This window comes from Caballeronia sp. LZ035, assembly GCF_031451175.1.
Lineage (GTDB): Bacteria > Pseudomonadota > Gammaproteobacteria > Burkholderiales > Burkholderiaceae > Caballeronia.
Window position 1 is genome coordinate 753,306 of the sequence record NZ_JARUXS010000004.1, and the last position, 16,195, is coordinate 769,500.

The following is a 16,195-nucleotide window of genomic DNA, read 5'->3' on the forward strand; positions in this document are numbered from 1 at the left end:
CGCTTTCGTGTGCGGCGCCTGGCGGCTCAGATGAACGGATTGTCGGCCTTGCCGGCGGGCGTGTCCGGTTCATCCGGAAGTTTCGCGGGTAAGGATGCATCGCCTTGCAGCGTCTCGACGATGGCGCCCAGCGCCTTGTAGAGCGCGAGCGCGTTGGCGAGGCCGGCCTTGTCGCGCGTGATCGTCAGGTCGCCGCTGAGGGTCACGCGGGTCGTGCCGTTGACGATGTTGATGGCATCGCCGGCGATGTTCAGGGCGTCGGTATCGTTCGCAAATGGCTTAAACACCTTTCAGTCCTCCGATTCGCTTGTCCTTGAGGCCGTCCGGGATGCCGGGAAACGCGAGGCCGCTCATGGCTTCGAGCTCGCGGACGGTTTTCATCGTGTAGGTCTCGGTGGAGGCATTGTCCACCACGACCGCGAAGGCGATCTGCCGCTGCGGCAGATAGACCACCTTGTAGAGTTGCGTCGGCACGAAGACGCGCGATTCGCCGATCGTCTGCAACTGGCGTCCCGAGAACAGCGGCCCGGTGACGACGTAGGCTTCGCCGGATTGCTCGGTCAAGCGGCGCACGGCTTCCTCGATGCGCGCCCAGATGCGCCGGTTGTTCGATGGGTCCTGCGGCACGATGTTGGCGAGCGAGAACGACTCGGCCATGCCTTTCTTGCTGGCGCGGTCGCCGGCCGGGCTCATGTGGCCGCGATCGAAGCCGCTTTTCTTGTAGTCGGCGAGTTGCGCGCTGGCGCCGGGCGGCAGACGCTTCTCGACGAAGAAGCGGTTGGTGCGCGTGTTGTTCTTTGCCTCGTCGATGCCTTGCGCCGTCAGGTGTTCCGCCGACCACAGCGGTCCGTGCGTGACACCGGAATGGAGCAGCGCGAAATCGGTGTAGCAGACTTCCTGGGTCGCCGCGCGCATCTTCGCGTTGACGACGACGGGCTCATGGCCGCCGGGACTGAACTGCGGGCAGTCGCTCGCGACGGCGCTGATGCACACGAGGCCGAGCGCGGCGGCGAGTGCCTTGAAGCGGAATTGCATGCGGGTAGTGTGCCGGGTTGATGCACCGCGGACGGGTGCGGAAAGCGGGCCAAAGTATAAGCGCAGGATGCGGCGCGCGGGGTGCGTCCGGCGTGCGCAGGGGCGGCGCGCTAGAATGCGTCGGCCTCGAAATCAACCCGTCAGGTCATCCAGCGAACATGAATTCGTCCGTCTTCCGCTCTGTATTGGTGTCGTTCATGGCGTGTGTCGCGCTGTCGTGCGTCGTTCCTGTTCATGCTCTTGCCGATGAAGCGGCAGTCGCGCCGTCGGGCAGCAACGACGGCCCGGCCTACGGTCCGGAACTGCAAGGCTTCGACTATCCGTATCCGGTCGCGCGCTTTGCGTTCACGTCGCAACGGCAAGTGGTGCGCATGGCCTATATGGACGTGCATCCGCCGCATCCGAACGGCCGCACCGCGGTGCTGCTGCATGGGAAGAACTTCTGTTCGGCGACCTGGAAGCAGACCATCGACGTGCTGACGGGCGCGGGGTATCGCGTGATCGCGCCGGATCAGATCGGCTTCTGCAAGTCCACCAAGCCCGAGCGTTACCAGTACAGCTTCCAGCAGCTCGCGCGCAACACGCATGCGTTGCTGACCGCGCTCGGCGTGCCGCGTGCAACGCTCATCGCGCATTCGACCGGCGGCATGCTCGCGGTGCGCTATGCGCTGATGTATCCGCAGGAGACGGAGCAGCTTGTGCTGGTGAATCCGATCGGGCTCGAGGACTGGAAGGCGAAGGGCGTGCCTTCGGTGTCCATCGACGACTGGTATGCGCGTGAGCTCAAGACGAGCGCCGACGGTATTCGTCGCTATGAGCAGAACACGTATTACGCAGGGCAATGGCGCGACGCTTATGAACCGTGGGTGCAGATGCTCGCGGGGATGTATCGCGGACCGGGGAAGGAGATCGTCGCGTGGAATTCGGCGCTGCTGTACGACATGATTTATACGCAGCCGGTGGTGTATGAGTTCGACAAGCTGAAGACGCCGACGCTGCTGATGATCGGCGACAAGGACACGACGGCGATTGGAAAGGAGTTCGCGCCTCCGGAGGTTCGGCCGACGCTGGGGCGGTATCCGGAATTGGCGAAGCTGGCGAAGGAGCGGATTCCGGGTGCGAGGCTGGTGGAGTTCCCGGATGCGGGGCACGCGCCGCAGATGCAGGATCCGGAGGGGTTTCATCGGGCGTTGCTGGAGGGGTTGGCTGGAACGCCGACGAATCACTGAACGTGGGAAAGACTTCCCCGCTCGCAATCGCGTGTCGCGTGGACGCGTCTCCCTCGCATCGTATTGACTCGGAACCGACGCAGATACAATGCGGCCTGAGTCCGCGCCTGTCCGCTTTGAAAATGGCTGACGCAGCCTGTGCGGACCGACGTCGGGCCATCCCCTGCTGGTGATGGATCCACCGTGCTGGGATCCATGCGAGACCGTTCATGCTGAAACGACTGAAAATTCAAAATTTCACGGTGCTCCCTCAAGCCGATCTGGCGTTCGGGAAGCATCTCAATGTGTTTGTCGGCGAGAACGGTGCAGGCAAAACCCATCTCCTGAAGCTGGCCTATTCGGTACTTGCGGCCAGCTGGCAGGAGGGCATCAAGGGGCAGGCGGCATCGGCGCCCACGAAGACCATCCTGCAGACGCGTCTGGCCGACAAACTGGTCAACGTGTTTCGTCCGGAGTCGCTTGGCCGGCTGGCGCGCCGGAAGCAAGGGCGGGAACGTTGCGATGTCCAGTTGAGTTTTGCCGACACCGGGCTGGACATCGACTTTGGTTTCGCGACGAACAGCAAATCGGAAGTCAGCGTCACGCAACTGCCGAAGCAGTGGCTGGGCACCGCTCCCACCTATCTGCCGACGCGTGAATTGCTGACGATTTATCCGAATTTCGTTTCGGTCTATCAAAACCACTATCTGGAGTTCGAGGAAACATGGTTTGATACCTGCGTCTTGCTGGGAGCGTTGTTGCAGCGAGGTCCGAGAGAAACGGATATACAACGCCTGCTTGATCCGCTCGAGAAAGCAATGGACGGCTTCATCGAACTCGACAAGAACGGGCGCTTCTATCTGCGCACGCCCAATGGGCGCACGGAAATGCCGCTGGTCGCCGAGGGCCTGCGCAAGTTGGGCATGCTTGCGCGTCTGATCGCCACGGGAGCTTTGCTTGACCAGGGTTATTTGTTCTGGGACGAACCGGAAGCCAACCTGAATCCGCGCTTGATCAAGCAGGTGGCGCGCACGATCGTGGCACTGTGCGCCAACGGCATCCAGGTCTTCATTGCGACTCACAGCCTGTTCCTGCTGCGCGAACTGGAGATCCTTCTGGCAGACGACAAGGAGCCCGCGTTGGAGGCCCGGTATTTCGGTTTGCAATCGCGGGCGGAAGGCGTTGAAGTCGTGCAAGGGCCATCGCTCGATGACATCGGCGACATCACGGCGCTGGAAGAGACTTTGCAGCAATCAGATCGATATCTCGCGTTGTAGGGACCATGCATGCCGACTTTGAACGTCGATGGTTTGATATTTACTTTTCCTCAAACGTGGCAAGCCAGCAAGTACGACGAGTGGTCGTTTTACCGTTCGGGTTTCGCCAGGCAAGGAGAGGGCATTAAAGCCGTCGATGTCTTGGCGATAACGGACACGAATGAGGCTTTCCTCATCGAAGTCAAAGATTATCGGCATCCGGATGCGGAGAAGCCCTCTCAACTGCCTGAAGCGATCGCAACGAAGGTACTGCACACCCTGGCTGCGATGCTGCCGGCTAAGCTTCGCGCCAACGACGACTCGGAACGTCAACTGGCGACAGCTATTCTGGCGTGCGATTCGCTCAGTGTGATTGCGCATCTCGAACAACCGCAGAACCATCGTCCGATCGTGGATCCTGCCGATATCAAGCAGAAACTGCGTCGCTTGCTGCGCGCAGTCGATGCCCATCCGAAAGTCGTATCCAAGTCAAATTTGCGGGGCTTGAACTGGACAGTAACCTAGGCGTCGCGGAAACAAGGATGGAAGCCTGGTTGCCGTCATTCCGCACAAGGCGTTAATCCAGCGCGTTGCCTCCTACCCTCCGCTCCACCCCCGGCACCTGCACCCCCAACGTCACCCCTCGCGCCACCATGAACACCACCAGCGCGAGCCACAACCCGTGATTCCCGAGCGTCCCCGCCAGCCCCCACGCCGCCAGCAGAAACACCCCGAGCGACACCGCCATCGCCTTCATGAGTTCCCGCGTACGCGTAGCGCCGATAAACACGCCATCGAGCAGAAACCCCGCCACCGACACCACCGGCAGCACCGCCGCCCACGGCAGATAGCGCAAGGCGGCCGCATGCACGACTACCTGATCCGTCAGCCTGCCGATGATCCACTCGCCGCCTAGCGCATACACGACCGAAAATCCCGCCGCGCCGATGATCGACCACAACATCGTGACCTTCAGGGCCTGACGAAACGCATGCCGGTCGCGCGCGCCGGCCGCCGCGCCGACGAGCGCCTCGGCGGCATGCGCGAAGCCATCGAGACCGAACGCCATGAAGGTTTGAAAATTCAGCAGCACGGCGTTGGCCGCGAGGACGGCATCGCCCTGTCGCGCGCCGAGATGCGCGAACCACGCGTAGGAACCCAGCAGGCAGATCGTGCGAACGAAGATGTCCCGGTTGATCGCCACCAGACGCTTCAACGCATGCCCGTCGAGCAGCACGCGCCAGGCGAGCGCTTCAAGCCCGCGCGGCCGCAAGCGCCACAAAATTGCGACGCCGAGCAGGAAGCCGCAGAAGTCGGCGAAAGCCGTGGCCGCGCCGATGCCCGCGATGCCCCAGCCGAAGCGATACACGAACAGCAACACCGCAACGATGTTCACCAGATTGATGAAGATCTGCGTAACCAGCGCGAGCCGCACGCGCTGGCAGCCGAGGAGCGCGCCAAGCACGACGTAGTTGCCGAGCGCGAACGGCGCGGCCCAGATGCGTGCGTGACTGTAGGCGCTCGCTGTGTCCTGAACGGCTGCGCTGCCGCCCAGCGCGGCGAGCGCATAGCGGATGACCGGCAACTGCAACGCGAGCACGGCCATGCCGATCGCGAACGCCAGCACCATCGCGCGCAGGACGTTGGCGCGCAACGCCGCGTCGTCGTGCGCGCCGAAGGCCTGCGCGACCAGGCCTGTCGTGCCCATGCGCAGGAAGCCGAAACCCCAGAAGACGAAGCTGAACACCAGGCCGCCGAGCGCGACGCCGCCGAGATACTGAGGCCCGTCGAGATGACCGGCGACGGCTGTATCGACGGCACCGAGAATCGGCTGCGTCAGGTTCGCGAGGACGATGGGAAACGCCAGCGTCAGTACGCGTTTGTGCCAATGCACGGGCAGCGCGGCCGGCTCGCCGCCTGAATCTTGCGAAGTTGTCTGCACAGCGGTCGAACGCGCGTTCATGCGCGCGTTTCGTGGATTCGTGGGGAAGGCGTCATTGTCCGTAGCGCCCGCCCGCGACGCAACCTCGCTTCAAAGCCGATAATGCGCGACATGAAAACCTTCGCGCTGTATGTCATTACGGCCGTCGCCGAGATCGCCGGTTGTTACTTCCCGTATCGATGGCTCAAGCACGGCGGTTCGCCCTGGCTGCTCGTGCCGGGCGCGCTGTCCCTGGCGCTGTTCGCGTGGCTGCTGACGCTGCACGCCGCGGCGGCGGGACGCGTGTACGCGGCGTACGGCGGTGTGTATATCGGCGTGGCGATCATGTGGCTATGGGCCGTCGATCGCATCCGGCCCACCGCGTGGGACCTCGCCGGCGCGGCGATCGCGCTCGCAGGCATGAGCGTGATCGCGTTCCAGCCGCGCGTTTGAACCTCTGACAGCCGCGCTGGACTAGCCTTCTCAGGCTTCGCGCGCCAGCAGCGCAAAGGTCGCGAGCCAGTGCTCGCCCATGTAATCCCCCGCGACGTGCGCAATCCCCGACGCGAGATGCTCGTCCGCGCTCGCGTTCAGCACGGCGGCGCGCGCATCGCCCGCAGGCAGGGCGCGCGCGATCGTCCGCTGACACCACGCGCGGCTCAGATTGAGGCCGTCGAGGTGAGCGAGCTTGCCGTCGCTGCGGTCCGTGACGGTGGCTGGCGTGAACAGCGTCGCGGGCTCGCGCGCGGCAATCTGCGGCAGGAACCGGTCGAACCAGCCGACGAAGCGCCCCTCCGGCAACACATGCCTCATCAGCACGGCTTCCATCAGCGAGGGCGAGAGAAACTCGTCGCCGGCCGGTTCCCACGCCTGACACGCTTCGTCCTTCTCGAACCAGCGCAGTGCAGTCGCGCTCAGCAACCGTTCGAAGTCCGCGTCCTGCGCCACGCGCGCATAGCCCAGCGAGAGCGTCAGCGCGAACGCCATGTTGAAGTGCGTGCCGACCCTGAGCGGATAGGTCGATTTAGGCAGGAATTCCACGAAGCGCGCAACGAACGCATCGGCGAGCGGTTGCAGCGTATGAGCCCAGCGTCGGCCATCGGCGGATGTCATCGACCGCAACTGGCCCGCGAGCGCGAGCAGCCACGCCCAGCCGTAGGGCCGCTCGAAGCCGCGCGCGGCGGGGCGCTGCAGATAAGCGACCTCGGCCGCGACGTTCGCCTCGGTGAAATGCTCGTCGATCACGGCGCGGATGCGCGGCGCCTCGGGCAGATCCGGAAAGCGATCGAGCAGACGCGCGATCAGCCAGTAGCCGTGAACGCAGGAATGCCAGTCGAAGCTGCCATAGAAGATCGGATGCAACGCGCGCGGGCTTTGCACGTCGGCTGCGTCGGCCATGACGTGATCGAGCTTGTTCGGATACTCGCGCGTCAGGTGCCCGAGCGCGACCTGGGCGAATTTCGACGCCAGCGCGGCGTCGAGGGCAAGCGGAGCGTGTGGATTCATGCAGACCTCGTGTAACTGTCTCTGGGTTCCGAGACTTTATCGATAAATGATAGATAAAGTCTCGAATAAGGGTAATTACCTAAACCGACATGTGGGATGCAGTCGAGTCATTGTCTGAAAGCCGCGAAACATACTTCTGCAAGCCGCTCGAATGCCTTTGCCACAAGCCTGCAGGCGCTTTCAACGGCCGTCGTGCGCATGACGCGAAGCGCGCGAACGCGCCGTTCGACCCGTCCGCAATGGGCGTTTGCCCGCCTGCCCGGCGCGCGCCACGGTGCGGATCGTCGTATAAACTGGCGCCCGAATGCCGTCAGGAGCATTCCGCACCGGGGTCACGAGCCCTGGGACGCGTCATTTGCACAACGACCAAGAGATCAAGACACGACATGAATGACTTTCCTGCCTACACCGCGGAGGACACGCGGCGCCGCGTTTTTGCGATCGTCGGCGCTTCGTCGGGCAACCTCGTCGAGTGGTTCGACTTCTATATTTACTCGTTCCTCGCGCTGTATTTCTCGGCGGCGTTCTTCCCGGGCGGCAATCCGACCGTACAGCTGCTGAACACCGCAGGCGTGTTCGCGGCGGGCTTCCTGATGCGTCCCATCGGCGGCTGGCTGTTTGGCCGTATCGCCGACAAGCACGGCCGACGCAACGCCATGATGATCTCGGTCCTGATGATGTGCGGCGGTTCGCTCGTCATCACCTTCCTGCCGACCTACGCGAGCATCGGCGCGTGGGCACCGTTCCTGCTGCTGATTGCCCGGCTGTTCCAGGGTTTGTCGGTGGGCGGCGAATACGGCACCAGCGCGACCTACATGAGTGAAGTGGCCCTGCGCGGCCGGCGTGGCTTCTTCGCGTCTTTCCAGTATGTGACGCTGATCGGCGGCCAGCTCGGCGCGCTGCTTGTCTTGGTGGTGCTGCAGTTCTTCCTTTCGACCGACGAACTCAAGGCCTGGGGCTGGCGCATTCCGTTCTTCATCGGTGCGTGCGCGGCGCTGATTTCGCTGTACCTGCGCCGTTCGCTCGATGAAACCTCGACCGCCGAAACGCGCGATCGCAAGGAAGCCGGCACACTGGCCGGCCTGATGCAGCACAAGGCCGCGTTCATGACCGTGGTGGGCTTCACGGCGGGCGGCTCGCTGATTTTCTACACGTTCACGACCTATATGCAGAAGTATCTGGTCAACACGGCCGGCATGCATGCGAAGACGGCCAGCAACGTGATGACCGCCGCGCTGCTGGTCTACATGTTGTTGCAACCGTTGTTCGGCGCGCTGTCGGACCGGATCGGCCGGCGTACCTCGATGCTCTGGTTCGGCGGCCTCGCCACGCTCGGCACGGTGCCGCTGCTGCATGCGCTGTCGGGCGTCACGAGTCCGGTGATGGCCTTCGTGCTGGTCGTGGTGGCGCTGGCGATCGTGAGCTTCTATACGTCGATCAGCGGTCTCATCAAGGCGGAGATGTTCCCGCCGGAAGTGCGTGCGCTGGGCGTGGGCCTGTCGTATGCGGTCGCCAACGCGATCTTCGGCGGCTCGGCCGAATACGTCGCGCTGTGGCTCAAGTCGGCGGGCAACGAATCCGCTTTCTTCTGGTATGTCACGGTGATGTGCTTCATCTCGTTCCTCGTGTCCTTCCGTATGCGCGACCCGAGCAAGGAAGGCTATCTGCGCAACGAAGCGTAAGCGTGGCGGGCCGGCTGCCGCGCACCGCGGTGTGGCAGCCGCGCCGCGTCCGGCCAGACCGCGCACACCGCCGGGCTTGCCGATGGCGCCAGTATGGTGTTTGATGCGGGATGTGACGGCGCGCCATGCACGGCGCGCCAGCGTAATCGGGAACCGGAGTTGCATGCGCGCGCACTCCGCGCGCTACACCGATGGCGGAGTCGAGCCTCGGTCTGCCTGGAGCCTGTTCATGGAAGATTTCGACGAAACGCTGTTTGTCGTCTGGCGCGCCAATCTGAGCGTGCTGGTCGGCTCGCCGGGGGGCGCCGGACGCCTCGCGCGCATGATGAACTTCTCGCCGTCGTTCATGAAGCTCATCGTCGCGGGTCAGCGCGACTTCAATGAGGAATTCGTGCGCGGCATCGAGCTGGTGGCGGGTCTGCCGCCGCACTGGATGGATGAACGCCACAGCCCGGCCGAAGTGCCGGCGGACGTGCAGCGCGCGCTCGATGAAGAAACCCCGATGGCCGTATTTCGCGGCACCGCGCATCCGGCGCCGAAGCGCTCGGTGCTGCGCGGCCCGGAACCGCTCTTGTCCCAGACCGAGGCGACGCGACGGGTCGCCGACCTCGCGCAGCAGCAGGCGGAGAACAACCGGCGTGACTTGCTGTTTCGCAAGAACCGCGAGCTGTTGTCACAGGACCTGCGCCGCCTCGAACGGCAGCTCGGGTTATTGCAGGTCGATTCGATGCAGCCGAAAGTGGACGAACTCATCGCCTCCGACCGCATGAGCGAAGCGGCCAAGGCGGATCTCACCGGACGCCTGGAGCAGATCGACAAGCACGTCAAGCTGCTGCATCAGCATGTCGAGAAGCTCGTGACGCTGCTCACCGCGCCCGACGAACCCGAAACGGGCGATTGATTTTCTACTGTTGCTTGTCCTCGTCGCGGCGTCTCGGTTCCGGATGAACCGCGATGGGATCGCTTGCCGGAAAGCTCTCTTCCAGCGCCTCGTCGAGCAAGGCATCTTCGTCGGGAAGGTCCTGCTTCGCAGGTTCGTCGCGGCTGGGCTTCGTCATGGTGCGCTCCGTGCGGGTCGTCGGTTCAGGCCGATGAGGCGAGGCGAAAATTCAATATAGCAGTCCCGCCACGCCCCCGCAGTCAGCGTCCCCGGCGGTAGTCCGCGGGGCGTACGCCCGTCCACTTCCTGAAGGCCCGCCGGAATGCGCTCGGTTCGGCAAAGCCGAGTGCGTCGGCGATCTGCGGAATCGTCTCCCGCGTATGCGCGAGACGCGCGATGGCGAGATCGCGCCGCAGCGCGTCCCTGATCGCCCGGTAGGTCGAGCCTTCCAGCTTCAGCCGGCGGCGCAGCGTCGCTTCCGCCATGTTGAGCGCGGCGGCCAGTGGTTCCGCTTCCGGCCAGTCGGCGGGCGGCGTCTCCCGGAGATGGCGTCTGATCCGCGCCGTCAATGAATCCGGATTGCGATACTTCACGATGAAGTTGGCCGGCGCCGCGCGCAGGAAGCGTTTGAGCGTCGCGCGCGTCTGCACGACGGGCAGCGTCGCGCATCCGGCATCGAGATCGACGAACGAACGCGCCGCGCCAAAACGCATGTCCTCGCAGAACATCAGGCGGTACTCGTCGCCGGCCTCGGGTTCGGGGCAGCGCAAATGCGCGGCCAGCACCGGAATGCGCCGGCCGACCAGCCAGCACAGCAGCCCGTATACGAGAATGAAGCCGGTCGCGTAGGCGAACATCGTGCGGGCATCGCCACGGTCGTCGAGCCAGATGCGCACGCGTGTGCCGTCGATGTCGGGCGTGAAGCGCAGTTCGTCGAGCACCAGCCGCATGAAATCCGCAATGCGCGTCAGCGCCTGCGTGCCGTCGCGCGCGGAGAGCGCCGCATGACACATCAGCACGAAGCTGCCGCGGCGCATCGGATGGGCGTCCTGGCCGAAGAACTCGTCGTCGAGGGCGTCGGCCGCTGCGTGCCACAACTTGCCGTACTGCTCCGGCGACACACGCCCACGCGGCGAGGCCAGCATCGCCGGTGCGATGCCCGCCGCGGCCAGCAAGCCGTCGCGCGCGACGCCGCGCGCCTCGGCGCAGCGCAGCGCGGCGTCGACGAGACTCACGGCGATCGAATCGCGCTCGACGTGTTCGACGTGCTCAACGTGTTCGATGGGCTTGTCGGGACTTGGGGTTGTCACTAGGTGGCCAAAGCGCTCAGTAAGCGTGATCGTTTCGGGCATCGGCCAGGGTCCGGCGATTGCCTAGACTCGAACGGATGACCGCCGGCGTCTGCCAGCATTGGCGGCCAGCAAGCTTACACGATCGATGCCGCGCGGCTCGGCATCGACCCCCAGTCCTTTCAGACACAGAACCATGATCGACCCATTCCTCACCGAAGAGCAGCGCATGATTCGCGACGCGGCGCGCCAGTTCGCGACCGAAGTCCTCGCGCCCAATGCGGGCCAGTGGGACCGCGAAGGCGCGCTGCCTGACAGCGTCATCCGGCAACTGGGCGAACTCGGCCTGCTCGGCATGATCGTGCCGGCCGAGCTGGGCGGCACCTTCAGCGACTACACCGCCTACGCCCTCGCGATGGAAGAGATCGCCTCAGGCTGCGCCTCGTGCGCGACGCTGATGAGCGTGCACAACTCGGTCGGCTGCGGCCCGATCCTCGCTTACGGCACCGACGCGCAGAAAGCCGAATGGCTGCCGAAGCTCGCGAGCGGCGAAGTGATCGGCGCGTTCTGCCTGACCGAGCCGCAGGCCGGCTCCGAAGCCAACAACCTGCGCGTGCGCGCGGTGGAACGCGACGGCCAGTGGGTCCTGTCGGGCAGCAAGCAGTTCGTGACCAATGGCGGGCGCGCGGGCGTGGCGATCGTCTTCGCGGTCACGGACCCGGAACAGGGCAAGCGCGGCATCTCGGCGTTCATCGTGCCGAAGGACACGCCGGGCTTCAATGTCGGCGCACCGGAACACAAGCTCGGCATTCGCGCGTCCGACACCTGCCCGATCACCTTTGACGACTGCGCGATTCCCGCTGCCAATCTGCTCGGCCAGCGCGGCGAGGGTTTGAAGATTGCGCTGTCGAATCTGGAGGGCGGGCGCATCGGCATTGCGGCGCAGGCGCTGGGCATCGCCCGCGCGGCCTTCGATGCGGCCCGCGCCTATGCCCGCGAGCGCGTGCAGTTCGGCCGGCCGATCCATGAACATCAATCGGTCGCCAACAAGCTGGCCGACATGCAGACGCAGATCAACGCCGCGCGCCTCCTGATCCATCACGCGGCGCGGATGCGCACGGAAGGCGTGCCGTGCCTGTCGGAGGCGTCGCAGGCGAAGCTGTTCGCGTCGGAAATGGCGGAGCGCGTGTGTTCCGATGCCATCCAGATCCACGGCGGCTATGGCTATCTGGAGGACTATCCGGTGGAGCGGCATTATCGCGATGCACGCATCACCCAGATCTACGAAGGCACGAGCGAGGTGCAGCGGATGGTGATCGCGCGCAACGTCTGAGCGGTGCCCCTATAAAAATCACGGAGACGCAATGAACGACGCCACGGCTTTCATCGAAGCACGAGATTTTCTGTTTGCGCATCGCACCGATTACGACACGGCCTATCGCGACTTCAAGTGGCCATTGCTCGACCGCTTCAACTGGGCGCTCGACTACTTCGACCCGATGGCCCGCGACAATCACGCGCCGGCCTTGCATATCGTCGATGAAGGCGGCAGCGCGACACGCCTTTCTTTCGCGCAGATGGGCGAGCGTTCGGCGCGCGTCGCGAATCATCTGCGCGGGCTGGGTGTCGCGCGGGGCGAGCGCATCCTGCTGATGCTGCCGAACCGCGTCGAACTGTGGGACGTCATGCTCGCCGCGATGAAGCTCGGCGCCATTGTCCTGCCCGCGACGACGCAGCTCGCGCCTGCCGACCTGCGCGATCGCATCGCACTTGGGCGCGTGCAGCATGTGATCGTCGATGCCGCCGATACGCCGAAGTTCGACGGTATCGACGTGCCGGGGCTGCGCATCGCGGTGGGCGGCGTGCGCGAAGGCTGGCTGGATCACGATGCCGCTTACGAAACGTCGCCGGAGTTTGCTCCGGATGCCGAAACGAATGCCGCCGATCCGTATCTGCTGTATTTCACGTCGGGCACGACCTCGAAACCGAAGCTCGTCGCGCATACGCATCAGAGTTATCCGGTGGGTCATCTGTCGACGATGTACTGGATCGGCCTGCAACCCGGCGACGTGCACTGGAACATCAGCTCGCCCGGCTGGGCGAAGCATGCGTGGAGTTGCTTCTTTGCGCCGTGGAACGCGCGGGCCTGCGTGTTCATTTACAACTTCAGCCGTTTCGACGCCACTCGCGCGCTTGACGTACTCGTCGAGCATGAAGTCACCACGCTGTGCGCGCCGCCGACCGTCTGGCGCATGCTCGTGCAGGAGCCGCTGGCGTCGTATGCGGTGAAGTTGCGCGAGATCGTCGGCGCGGGCGAGCCGTTGAATCCGGAAATCATCGAGCGCGTGCAGGCCGCATGGGGCCTGTCGATCCGCGACGGTTACGGCCAGACGGAAACCACCGCGCAGATTGCCAACACGCCGGGACAGCGGCTCGTGCCCGGCTCGATGGGCCGGCCGCTGCCGGGCTATCGCGTTGCGCTGCTCGATCCGGACGGGGTGGAGACGGAAGAGGGCGAAATTGCGCTGGCGCTCGATCCGCCGCCGCTCGGCCTGATGACCGGCTATGCAGACAATCCGAAGGCCACGGAGACCGCGATGCGCGGCGGGTTCTATCGCACTTCGGATGTGGCGCTGCGCGGCAGCGACGGCTATTTCGTCTATGTCGGCCGGGCAGACGACGTGTTCAAGTCGTCGGACTACCGGCTGAGCCCGTTCGAACTGGAGAGCGTGCTGATCGAGCATGAGGCGATTGCCGAAGCGGCGGTCGTGCCGAGTCCCGACCCGCTGCGCCTCGCGGTGCCGAAGGCGTTCGTCACGCTGCGTCATGGCTATGCCATCGGCCCGGATCTCGCGCGCAGTGTGTTCGCGTTTTCGCGCGAGCGCCTGGCGCCCTACAAACGCATTCGCAGGCTCGAATTCGCCGACTTGCCGAAAACCATCTCGGGCAAGATCCGCCGTGTCGATTTGCGTCGCCAGGAAGCGGCGCGCACCGAAGACGGTGCGCGCGGCGAATTCGAGTTCTGGGAAGAGGATTTCCCGGAGTTGCGTCAAACCAGCAAGGCAGGTTGAAACGTTCAAGCGCGCCGTGTCGGCATTACGCGGCGCGCTCGCTGGATAACCCGCGCAAAACGCATTCCCCCGACGATTTTCGCAAGCAAATGTTTCTGCGCCGAACCGTCCTCCGGACCGATGGTCGAATCGCCCTGATTCAGCATCGGACCCATTGAACAGGAGGACGGATCATGTCGAAACCCGCATCGCGCCGCGCAATCATTGCATCGGGCATTGCATTCTCGTTGCTGGCCCCGGCCGCATCCTACGCGCAACTCAATCTGCAGCAATTCGGCTTCGGCAGCGCCAAGTCGGATGTCGCTGGCGCGACGTCGAACCAGGCCGCGCAGCCTTCGGCGCTCGGCTCGCTCGTGCAGAACTATCTCGGCGCGAATCAGCAAGTGTTGACGGGGCAGTCGAGCCTGGCGTCGGCGATGGGCATGTCGAGCGCCGCGAGTCAGGCGCAGTCGGCGGCGGGATTGCTCTCGGGTGCAACGGCCGGCGGCGCGCCGAGCACGAGCGTGTTGTCGCAACTCGGCGGCACGCAGCAGAGCGTGTCCCAATCGCTGATGCAGGCATTCTCGAATAACTCGGCCACGCCGCCGACGGCCGCCAGCAAGCAGACCTTCAGCGACGGCCTCGCATCGCTCGGTCAAGGCGTGCAACAGTACGCGGGCCTGCAATCCGGTCTCGGCGCGGTCAAGAACTCGATGAACGTGTCGTCGCTGCTGCAAGCCGGTTCGAATCCGGGTACCGCGCAGGCCGCGACGTATATTGCGCAGTCCGCGCCGGGGCAGTTGCAGTCGCTGGTGCAGACGCTCACGCAGGCCGTGCAGTACGCGAAGGCCAACAACATTTCGGTGCCGTCGATCGCGACTTCGGCGTTGACCGGCGTGAAATAAACGCGCGCGGCGTGCAGCACGGGGTGCAGCAAAGCGGCGGAGCCCTGAAGGCTTCGCCGCTTTTTTTCATCGGTCTCAGGGACGCCTTCTGGCTGCGTCCGCGAGATCGCCTGCGGTCGCGGCGCCGCGCATCGCTTCGACTTGCGGCAGCGGCGGCTGCTCGTTGATCCACGCGTTGAGGATCGTCGACGTCACGGCAAGAATCACCGGACCGATGAACAACCCGACGATGCCGAACGCGAACATGCCGCCGAGCACGCCGGACAGAATCAGCAGCATGGAAAGGTTCACGCCGCGCCGGATCAGGATGGGGCGCAGGAAGTTGTCGAGCATCGCGATCATGATCGACCACACGAGCAACAAAATCGACGCGACATGCGCGCCGTGCCAGAACAGCCAGGCGACGCCGCCGAGCAGCGGCAGCAGCGGCCCGATCTGCGCGAGACACAGCATCAGCATGACGGCGGTGATGATGCCTGCGGCGGGCACGCCCGCGAGCGCGAGGCCGATGCCGCCCAGCGCCGATTGCGTGACGGCCGTGACCACGATGCCGAGCGCCACCGCGCGAATGGCCAGGCCGGCGAGCTTGACGGCTTCGGCGCCGCGCTGAGCTGCGATGCGCGTCGCGAAGCGCGTGATGAAGCGTCCGGCTGCTTCGCCGTTCATGTACAGAATGCCCGAGATGATCACGGTGATGACCATGTGCACGACGAACACGCCGACCACGGCCGCGTGCGAAAGCATCCAGCGCGCGGCGACGGTCACGTAGGGTTCGAGCTTGGCAAGCAGGCCGCCGGGGCCGGCGTCGGAGAGCATCTGCCATTCTTTCGCGATGCGTTCGCCGGCGAGCGGCACGTCGTGGATCCAGCCGGGCGGCGGCGGCAGCGCGTAGGAGGGCAGGGTCTTGATGGCGGCCATGATTTCGCCGCCGTGCAGTGCCAGCGTTGAAATGGCTTCATAGAGCGGCAGCACGATGACGATCAGGAGCATGAGCAGCATCACGCTTGTCGCCACCCAGCGGCGATTGCCGACGCGGCGCTGCACCGCGACCATCAGCGGCCAGGTCGCCACGACGATGGTGGTGGCCCAGATGAGTCCCGGCAGGAAGGGGCGCAGGACATAGAGACTGCCGACGGTGAGCGCCGTGAGTATCGTGATGACGAGCAGGATACGGGCGATGTCCACGGGCTGACGCGGCGGGGGAGTATTGGCGGGGTTGGGCGTGGTGGACATGATGGGTATGAGGAGGGAATTGGACGGGAGCGCGGGGCGTGCGGACGAAGCCGTGAACGTGTGCGCCCGAGATGATCGAGCGATAAGCGAAAGCCGGCGATCCGGCAAGCTCGAGCGTAAAAAAGCTTGAGCGTAAAAAAGCCGCCGCCATCATAACGGCAGCTCAATCCATACTACTAAAAATTTGTCACAGCCTTGCCGGGCGTCAGTTTCGTGGCGCGTGCGAAGGA

16 protein-coding genes are annotated in these 16,195 nt (G+C 64.6%); 9 read left to right on the plus strand and 7 right to left on the minus strand.

The features are described from left to right. Window positions 1-26 precede the first annotated feature (26 nt). Both QCE88_RS33845 and QCE88_RS33850 read right to left on the minus strand, forming a co-directional pair. Window positions 27-287, minus strand: coding sequence for a hypothetical protein (locus QCE88_RS33845; RefSeq protein ID WP_309909756.1), 261 nt, complete (start codon window positions 285-287; stop codon window positions 27-29). Beyond that, window positions 280-1,035, minus strand: coding sequence for a DNA/RNA non-specific endonuclease (locus QCE88_RS33850; protein ID WP_309909758.1), 756 nt, complete (start codon window positions 1,033-1,035; stop codon window positions 280-282). The genes QCE88_RS33845 and QCE88_RS33850 overlap by 8 nt, the downstream gene beginning before the upstream one ends. Window positions 1,036-1,193: 158 nt before the next feature. On the opposite strand from QCE88_RS33850, the gene QCE88_RS33855 reads away from it, so the two are divergent. The 3 genes from QCE88_RS33855 to QCE88_RS33865 all read left to right on the plus strand — a co-directional run bounded on the left by QCE88_RS33855 (window position 1,194) and on the right by QCE88_RS33865 (window position 4,024). After that, window positions 1,194-2,264 carry an alpha/beta hydrolase gene (locus tag QCE88_RS33855; RefSeq protein WP_309909759.1) on the plus strand — a complete coding sequence of 357 codons (1,071 nt, stop codon included), beginning with the start codon at window positions 1,194-1,196 and terminating at the stop codon, window positions 2,262-2,264. A gap of 209 nt (window positions 2,265-2,473) precedes the next feature. Further along, complete coding sequence (locus QCE88_RS33860) at window positions 2,474-3,520, plus strand: AAA family ATPase (protein ID WP_309909760.1); 1,047 nt, start codon at window positions 2,474-2,476, stop codon at window positions 3,518-3,520. Window positions 3,521-3,529: 9 nt separating this feature from the next. Continuing rightward, complete coding sequence (locus QCE88_RS33865; protein WP_309909761.1) at window positions 3,530-4,024, plus strand: hypothetical protein; 495 nt, start codon at window positions 3,530-3,532, stop codon at window positions 4,022-4,024. A gap of 52 nt (window positions 4,025-4,076) precedes the next feature. On the opposite strand, the gene QCE88_RS33870 is transcribed toward QCE88_RS33865, so the two are convergent. After that, window positions 4,077-5,462 carry an MATE family efflux transporter gene (locus QCE88_RS33870; RefSeq protein ID WP_309909763.1) on the minus strand — a complete coding sequence of 462 codons (1,386 nt, stop codon included), beginning with the start codon at window positions 5,460-5,462 and terminating at the stop codon, window positions 4,077-4,079. A 90-nt stretch (window positions 5,463-5,552) separates the two neighbouring features. Between QCE88_RS33870 and QCE88_RS33875 the strand changes: the two genes are divergently transcribed. Beyond that, window positions 5,553-5,873 (plus strand): YnfA family protein, encoded by a 321-nt coding sequence (locus tag QCE88_RS33875; protein WP_309909764.1) that lies wholly within the window; start codon window positions 5,553-5,555, stop codon window positions 5,871-5,873. Window positions 5,874-5,903: 30 nt separating this feature from the next. Here the strand turns inward: QCE88_RS33875 and QCE88_RS33880 are convergent, their stop codons facing one another. Continuing rightward, the gene (locus QCE88_RS33880) at window positions 5,904-6,926 is read right to left on the minus strand and encodes a DUF2891 domain-containing protein (RefSeq protein WP_309909766.1); all 1,023 of its coding nucleotides are present in this window, start codon (window positions 6,924-6,926) and stop codon (window positions 5,904-5,906) included. A gap of 386 nt (window positions 6,927-7,312) precedes the next feature. Between QCE88_RS33880 and QCE88_RS33885 the strand changes: the two genes are divergently transcribed. Both QCE88_RS33885 and QCE88_RS33890 read left to right on the plus strand, forming a co-directional pair. Beyond that, a complete protein-coding gene (locus tag QCE88_RS33885) occupies window positions 7,313-8,608 on the plus strand; it encodes an MFS family transporter (protein ID WP_309909768.1) in 1,296 nt (431 codons plus the stop codon). A 229-nt stretch (window positions 8,609-8,837) separates the two neighbouring features. Next, window positions 8,838-9,509, plus strand: coding sequence for a hypothetical protein (locus QCE88_RS33890; RefSeq protein WP_309909770.1), 672 nt, complete (start codon window positions 8,838-8,840; stop codon window positions 9,507-9,509). A 4-nt stretch (window positions 9,510-9,513) separates the two neighbouring features. Here the strand turns inward: QCE88_RS33890 and QCE88_RS33895 are convergent, their stop codons facing one another. Further along, complete coding sequence (locus QCE88_RS33895) at window positions 9,514-9,666, minus strand: hypothetical protein (RefSeq protein WP_309909771.1); 153 nt, start codon at window positions 9,664-9,666, stop codon at window positions 9,514-9,516. 82 nt (window positions 9,667-9,748) lie between these two features. Continuing rightward, window positions 9,749-10,840 carry an AraC family transcriptional regulator gene (locus QCE88_RS33900; protein ID WP_309909773.1) on the minus strand — a complete coding sequence of 364 codons (1,092 nt, stop codon included), beginning with the start codon at window positions 10,838-10,840 and terminating at the stop codon, window positions 9,749-9,751. A 136-nt stretch (window positions 10,841-10,976) separates the two neighbouring features. Here QCE88_RS33900 and QCE88_RS33905 point away from each other — a divergent pair, with 136 nt between their 5' ends. The 3 genes from QCE88_RS33905 (at window position 10,977) to QCE88_RS33915 (ending at window position 14,732) form a co-directional block, all read left to right on the plus strand. After that, the gene (locus QCE88_RS33905) at window positions 10,977-12,110 is read left to right on the plus strand and encodes an acyl-CoA dehydrogenase family protein (RefSeq protein WP_309911001.1); all 1,134 of its coding nucleotides are present in this window, start codon (window positions 10,977-10,979) and stop codon (window positions 12,108-12,110) included. A gap of 31 nt (window positions 12,111-12,141) precedes the next feature. Next, on the plus strand, window positions 12,142-13,848 hold the full coding sequence (locus tag QCE88_RS33910) for an AMP-binding protein (protein WP_309909775.1): 1,707 nt from the start codon (window positions 12,142-12,144) through the stop codon (window positions 13,846-13,848). A gap of 173 nt (window positions 13,849-14,021) precedes the next feature. Then, on the plus strand, window positions 14,022-14,732 hold the full coding sequence (locus QCE88_RS33915) for a hypothetical protein (protein ID WP_309909777.1): 711 nt from the start codon (window positions 14,022-14,024) through the stop codon (window positions 14,730-14,732). Between the two features lie 75 nt (window positions 14,733-14,807). Here the strand turns inward: QCE88_RS33915 and ydiK are convergent, their stop codons facing one another. Continuing rightward, window positions 14,808-15,965, minus strand: a complete 1,158-nt coding sequence (ydiK, locus tag QCE88_RS33920) for an AI-2E family transporter YdiK (RefSeq protein WP_309909778.1) — start codon at window positions 15,963-15,965, stop codon at window positions 14,808-14,810. Window positions 15,966-16,195: the final 230 nt, after the last annotated feature.

What these genes read in the sequence shown, in the direction of transcription:
- QCE88_RS33850 (WP_309909758.1), bottom strand. Translation starts at nt 1,035, where the DNA reads ATGCAATTCCGCTTCAAGGCACTCGCCGCCGCGCTCGGCCTCGTGTGC.
- QCE88_RS33890 (WP_309909770.1), top strand. Translation starts at nt 8,838, where the DNA reads ATGGAAGATTTCGACGAAACGCTGTTTGTCGTCTGGCGCGCCAATCTG.
- QCE88_RS33870 (WP_309909763.1), bottom strand. Translation starts at nt 5,462, where the DNA reads ATGAACGCGCGTTCGACCGCTGTGCAGACAACTTCGCAAGATTCAGGC.
- QCE88_RS33855 (WP_309909759.1), top strand. Translation starts at nt 1,194, where the DNA reads ATGAATTCGTCCGTCTTCCGCTCTGTATTGGTGTCGTTCATGGCGTGT.
- QCE88_RS33880 (WP_309909766.1), bottom strand. Translation starts at nt 6,926, where the DNA reads ATGAATCCACACGCTCCGCTTGCCCTCGACGCCGCGCTGGCGTCGAAA.
- QCE88_RS33865 (WP_309909761.1), top strand. Translation starts at nt 3,530, where the DNA reads ATGCCGACTTTGAACGTCGATGGTTTGATATTTACTTTTCCTCAAACG.
- QCE88_RS33900 (WP_309909773.1), bottom strand. Translation starts at nt 10,840, where the DNA reads ATGCCCGAAACGATCACGCTTACTGAGCGCTTTGGCCACCTAGTGACA.
- QCE88_RS33875 (WP_309909764.1), top strand. Translation starts at nt 5,553, where the DNA reads ATGAAAACCTTCGCGCTGTATGTCATTACGGCCGTCGCCGAGATCGCC.
- QCE88_RS33885 (WP_309909768.1), top strand. Translation starts at nt 7,313, where the DNA reads ATGAATGACTTTCCTGCCTACACCGCGGAGGACACGCGGCGCCGCGTT.
- ydiK (WP_309909778.1), bottom strand. Translation starts at nt 15,965, where the DNA reads ATGTCCACCACGCCCAACCCCGCCAATACTCCCCCGCCGCGTCAGCCC.
- QCE88_RS33915 (WP_309909777.1), top strand. Translation starts at nt 14,022, where the DNA reads ATGTCGAAACCCGCATCGCGCCGCGCAATCATTGCATCGGGCATTGCA.
- QCE88_RS33895 (WP_309909771.1), bottom strand. Translation starts at nt 9,666, where the DNA reads ATGACGAAGCCCAGCCGCGACGAACCTGCGAAGCAGGACCTTCCCGAC.
- QCE88_RS33910 (WP_309909775.1), top strand. Translation starts at nt 12,142, where the DNA reads ATGAACGACGCCACGGCTTTCATCGAAGCACGAGATTTTCTGTTTGCG.
- QCE88_RS33860 (WP_309909760.1), top strand. Translation starts at nt 2,474, where the DNA reads ATGCTGAAACGACTGAAAATTCAAAATTTCACGGTGCTCCCTCAAGCC.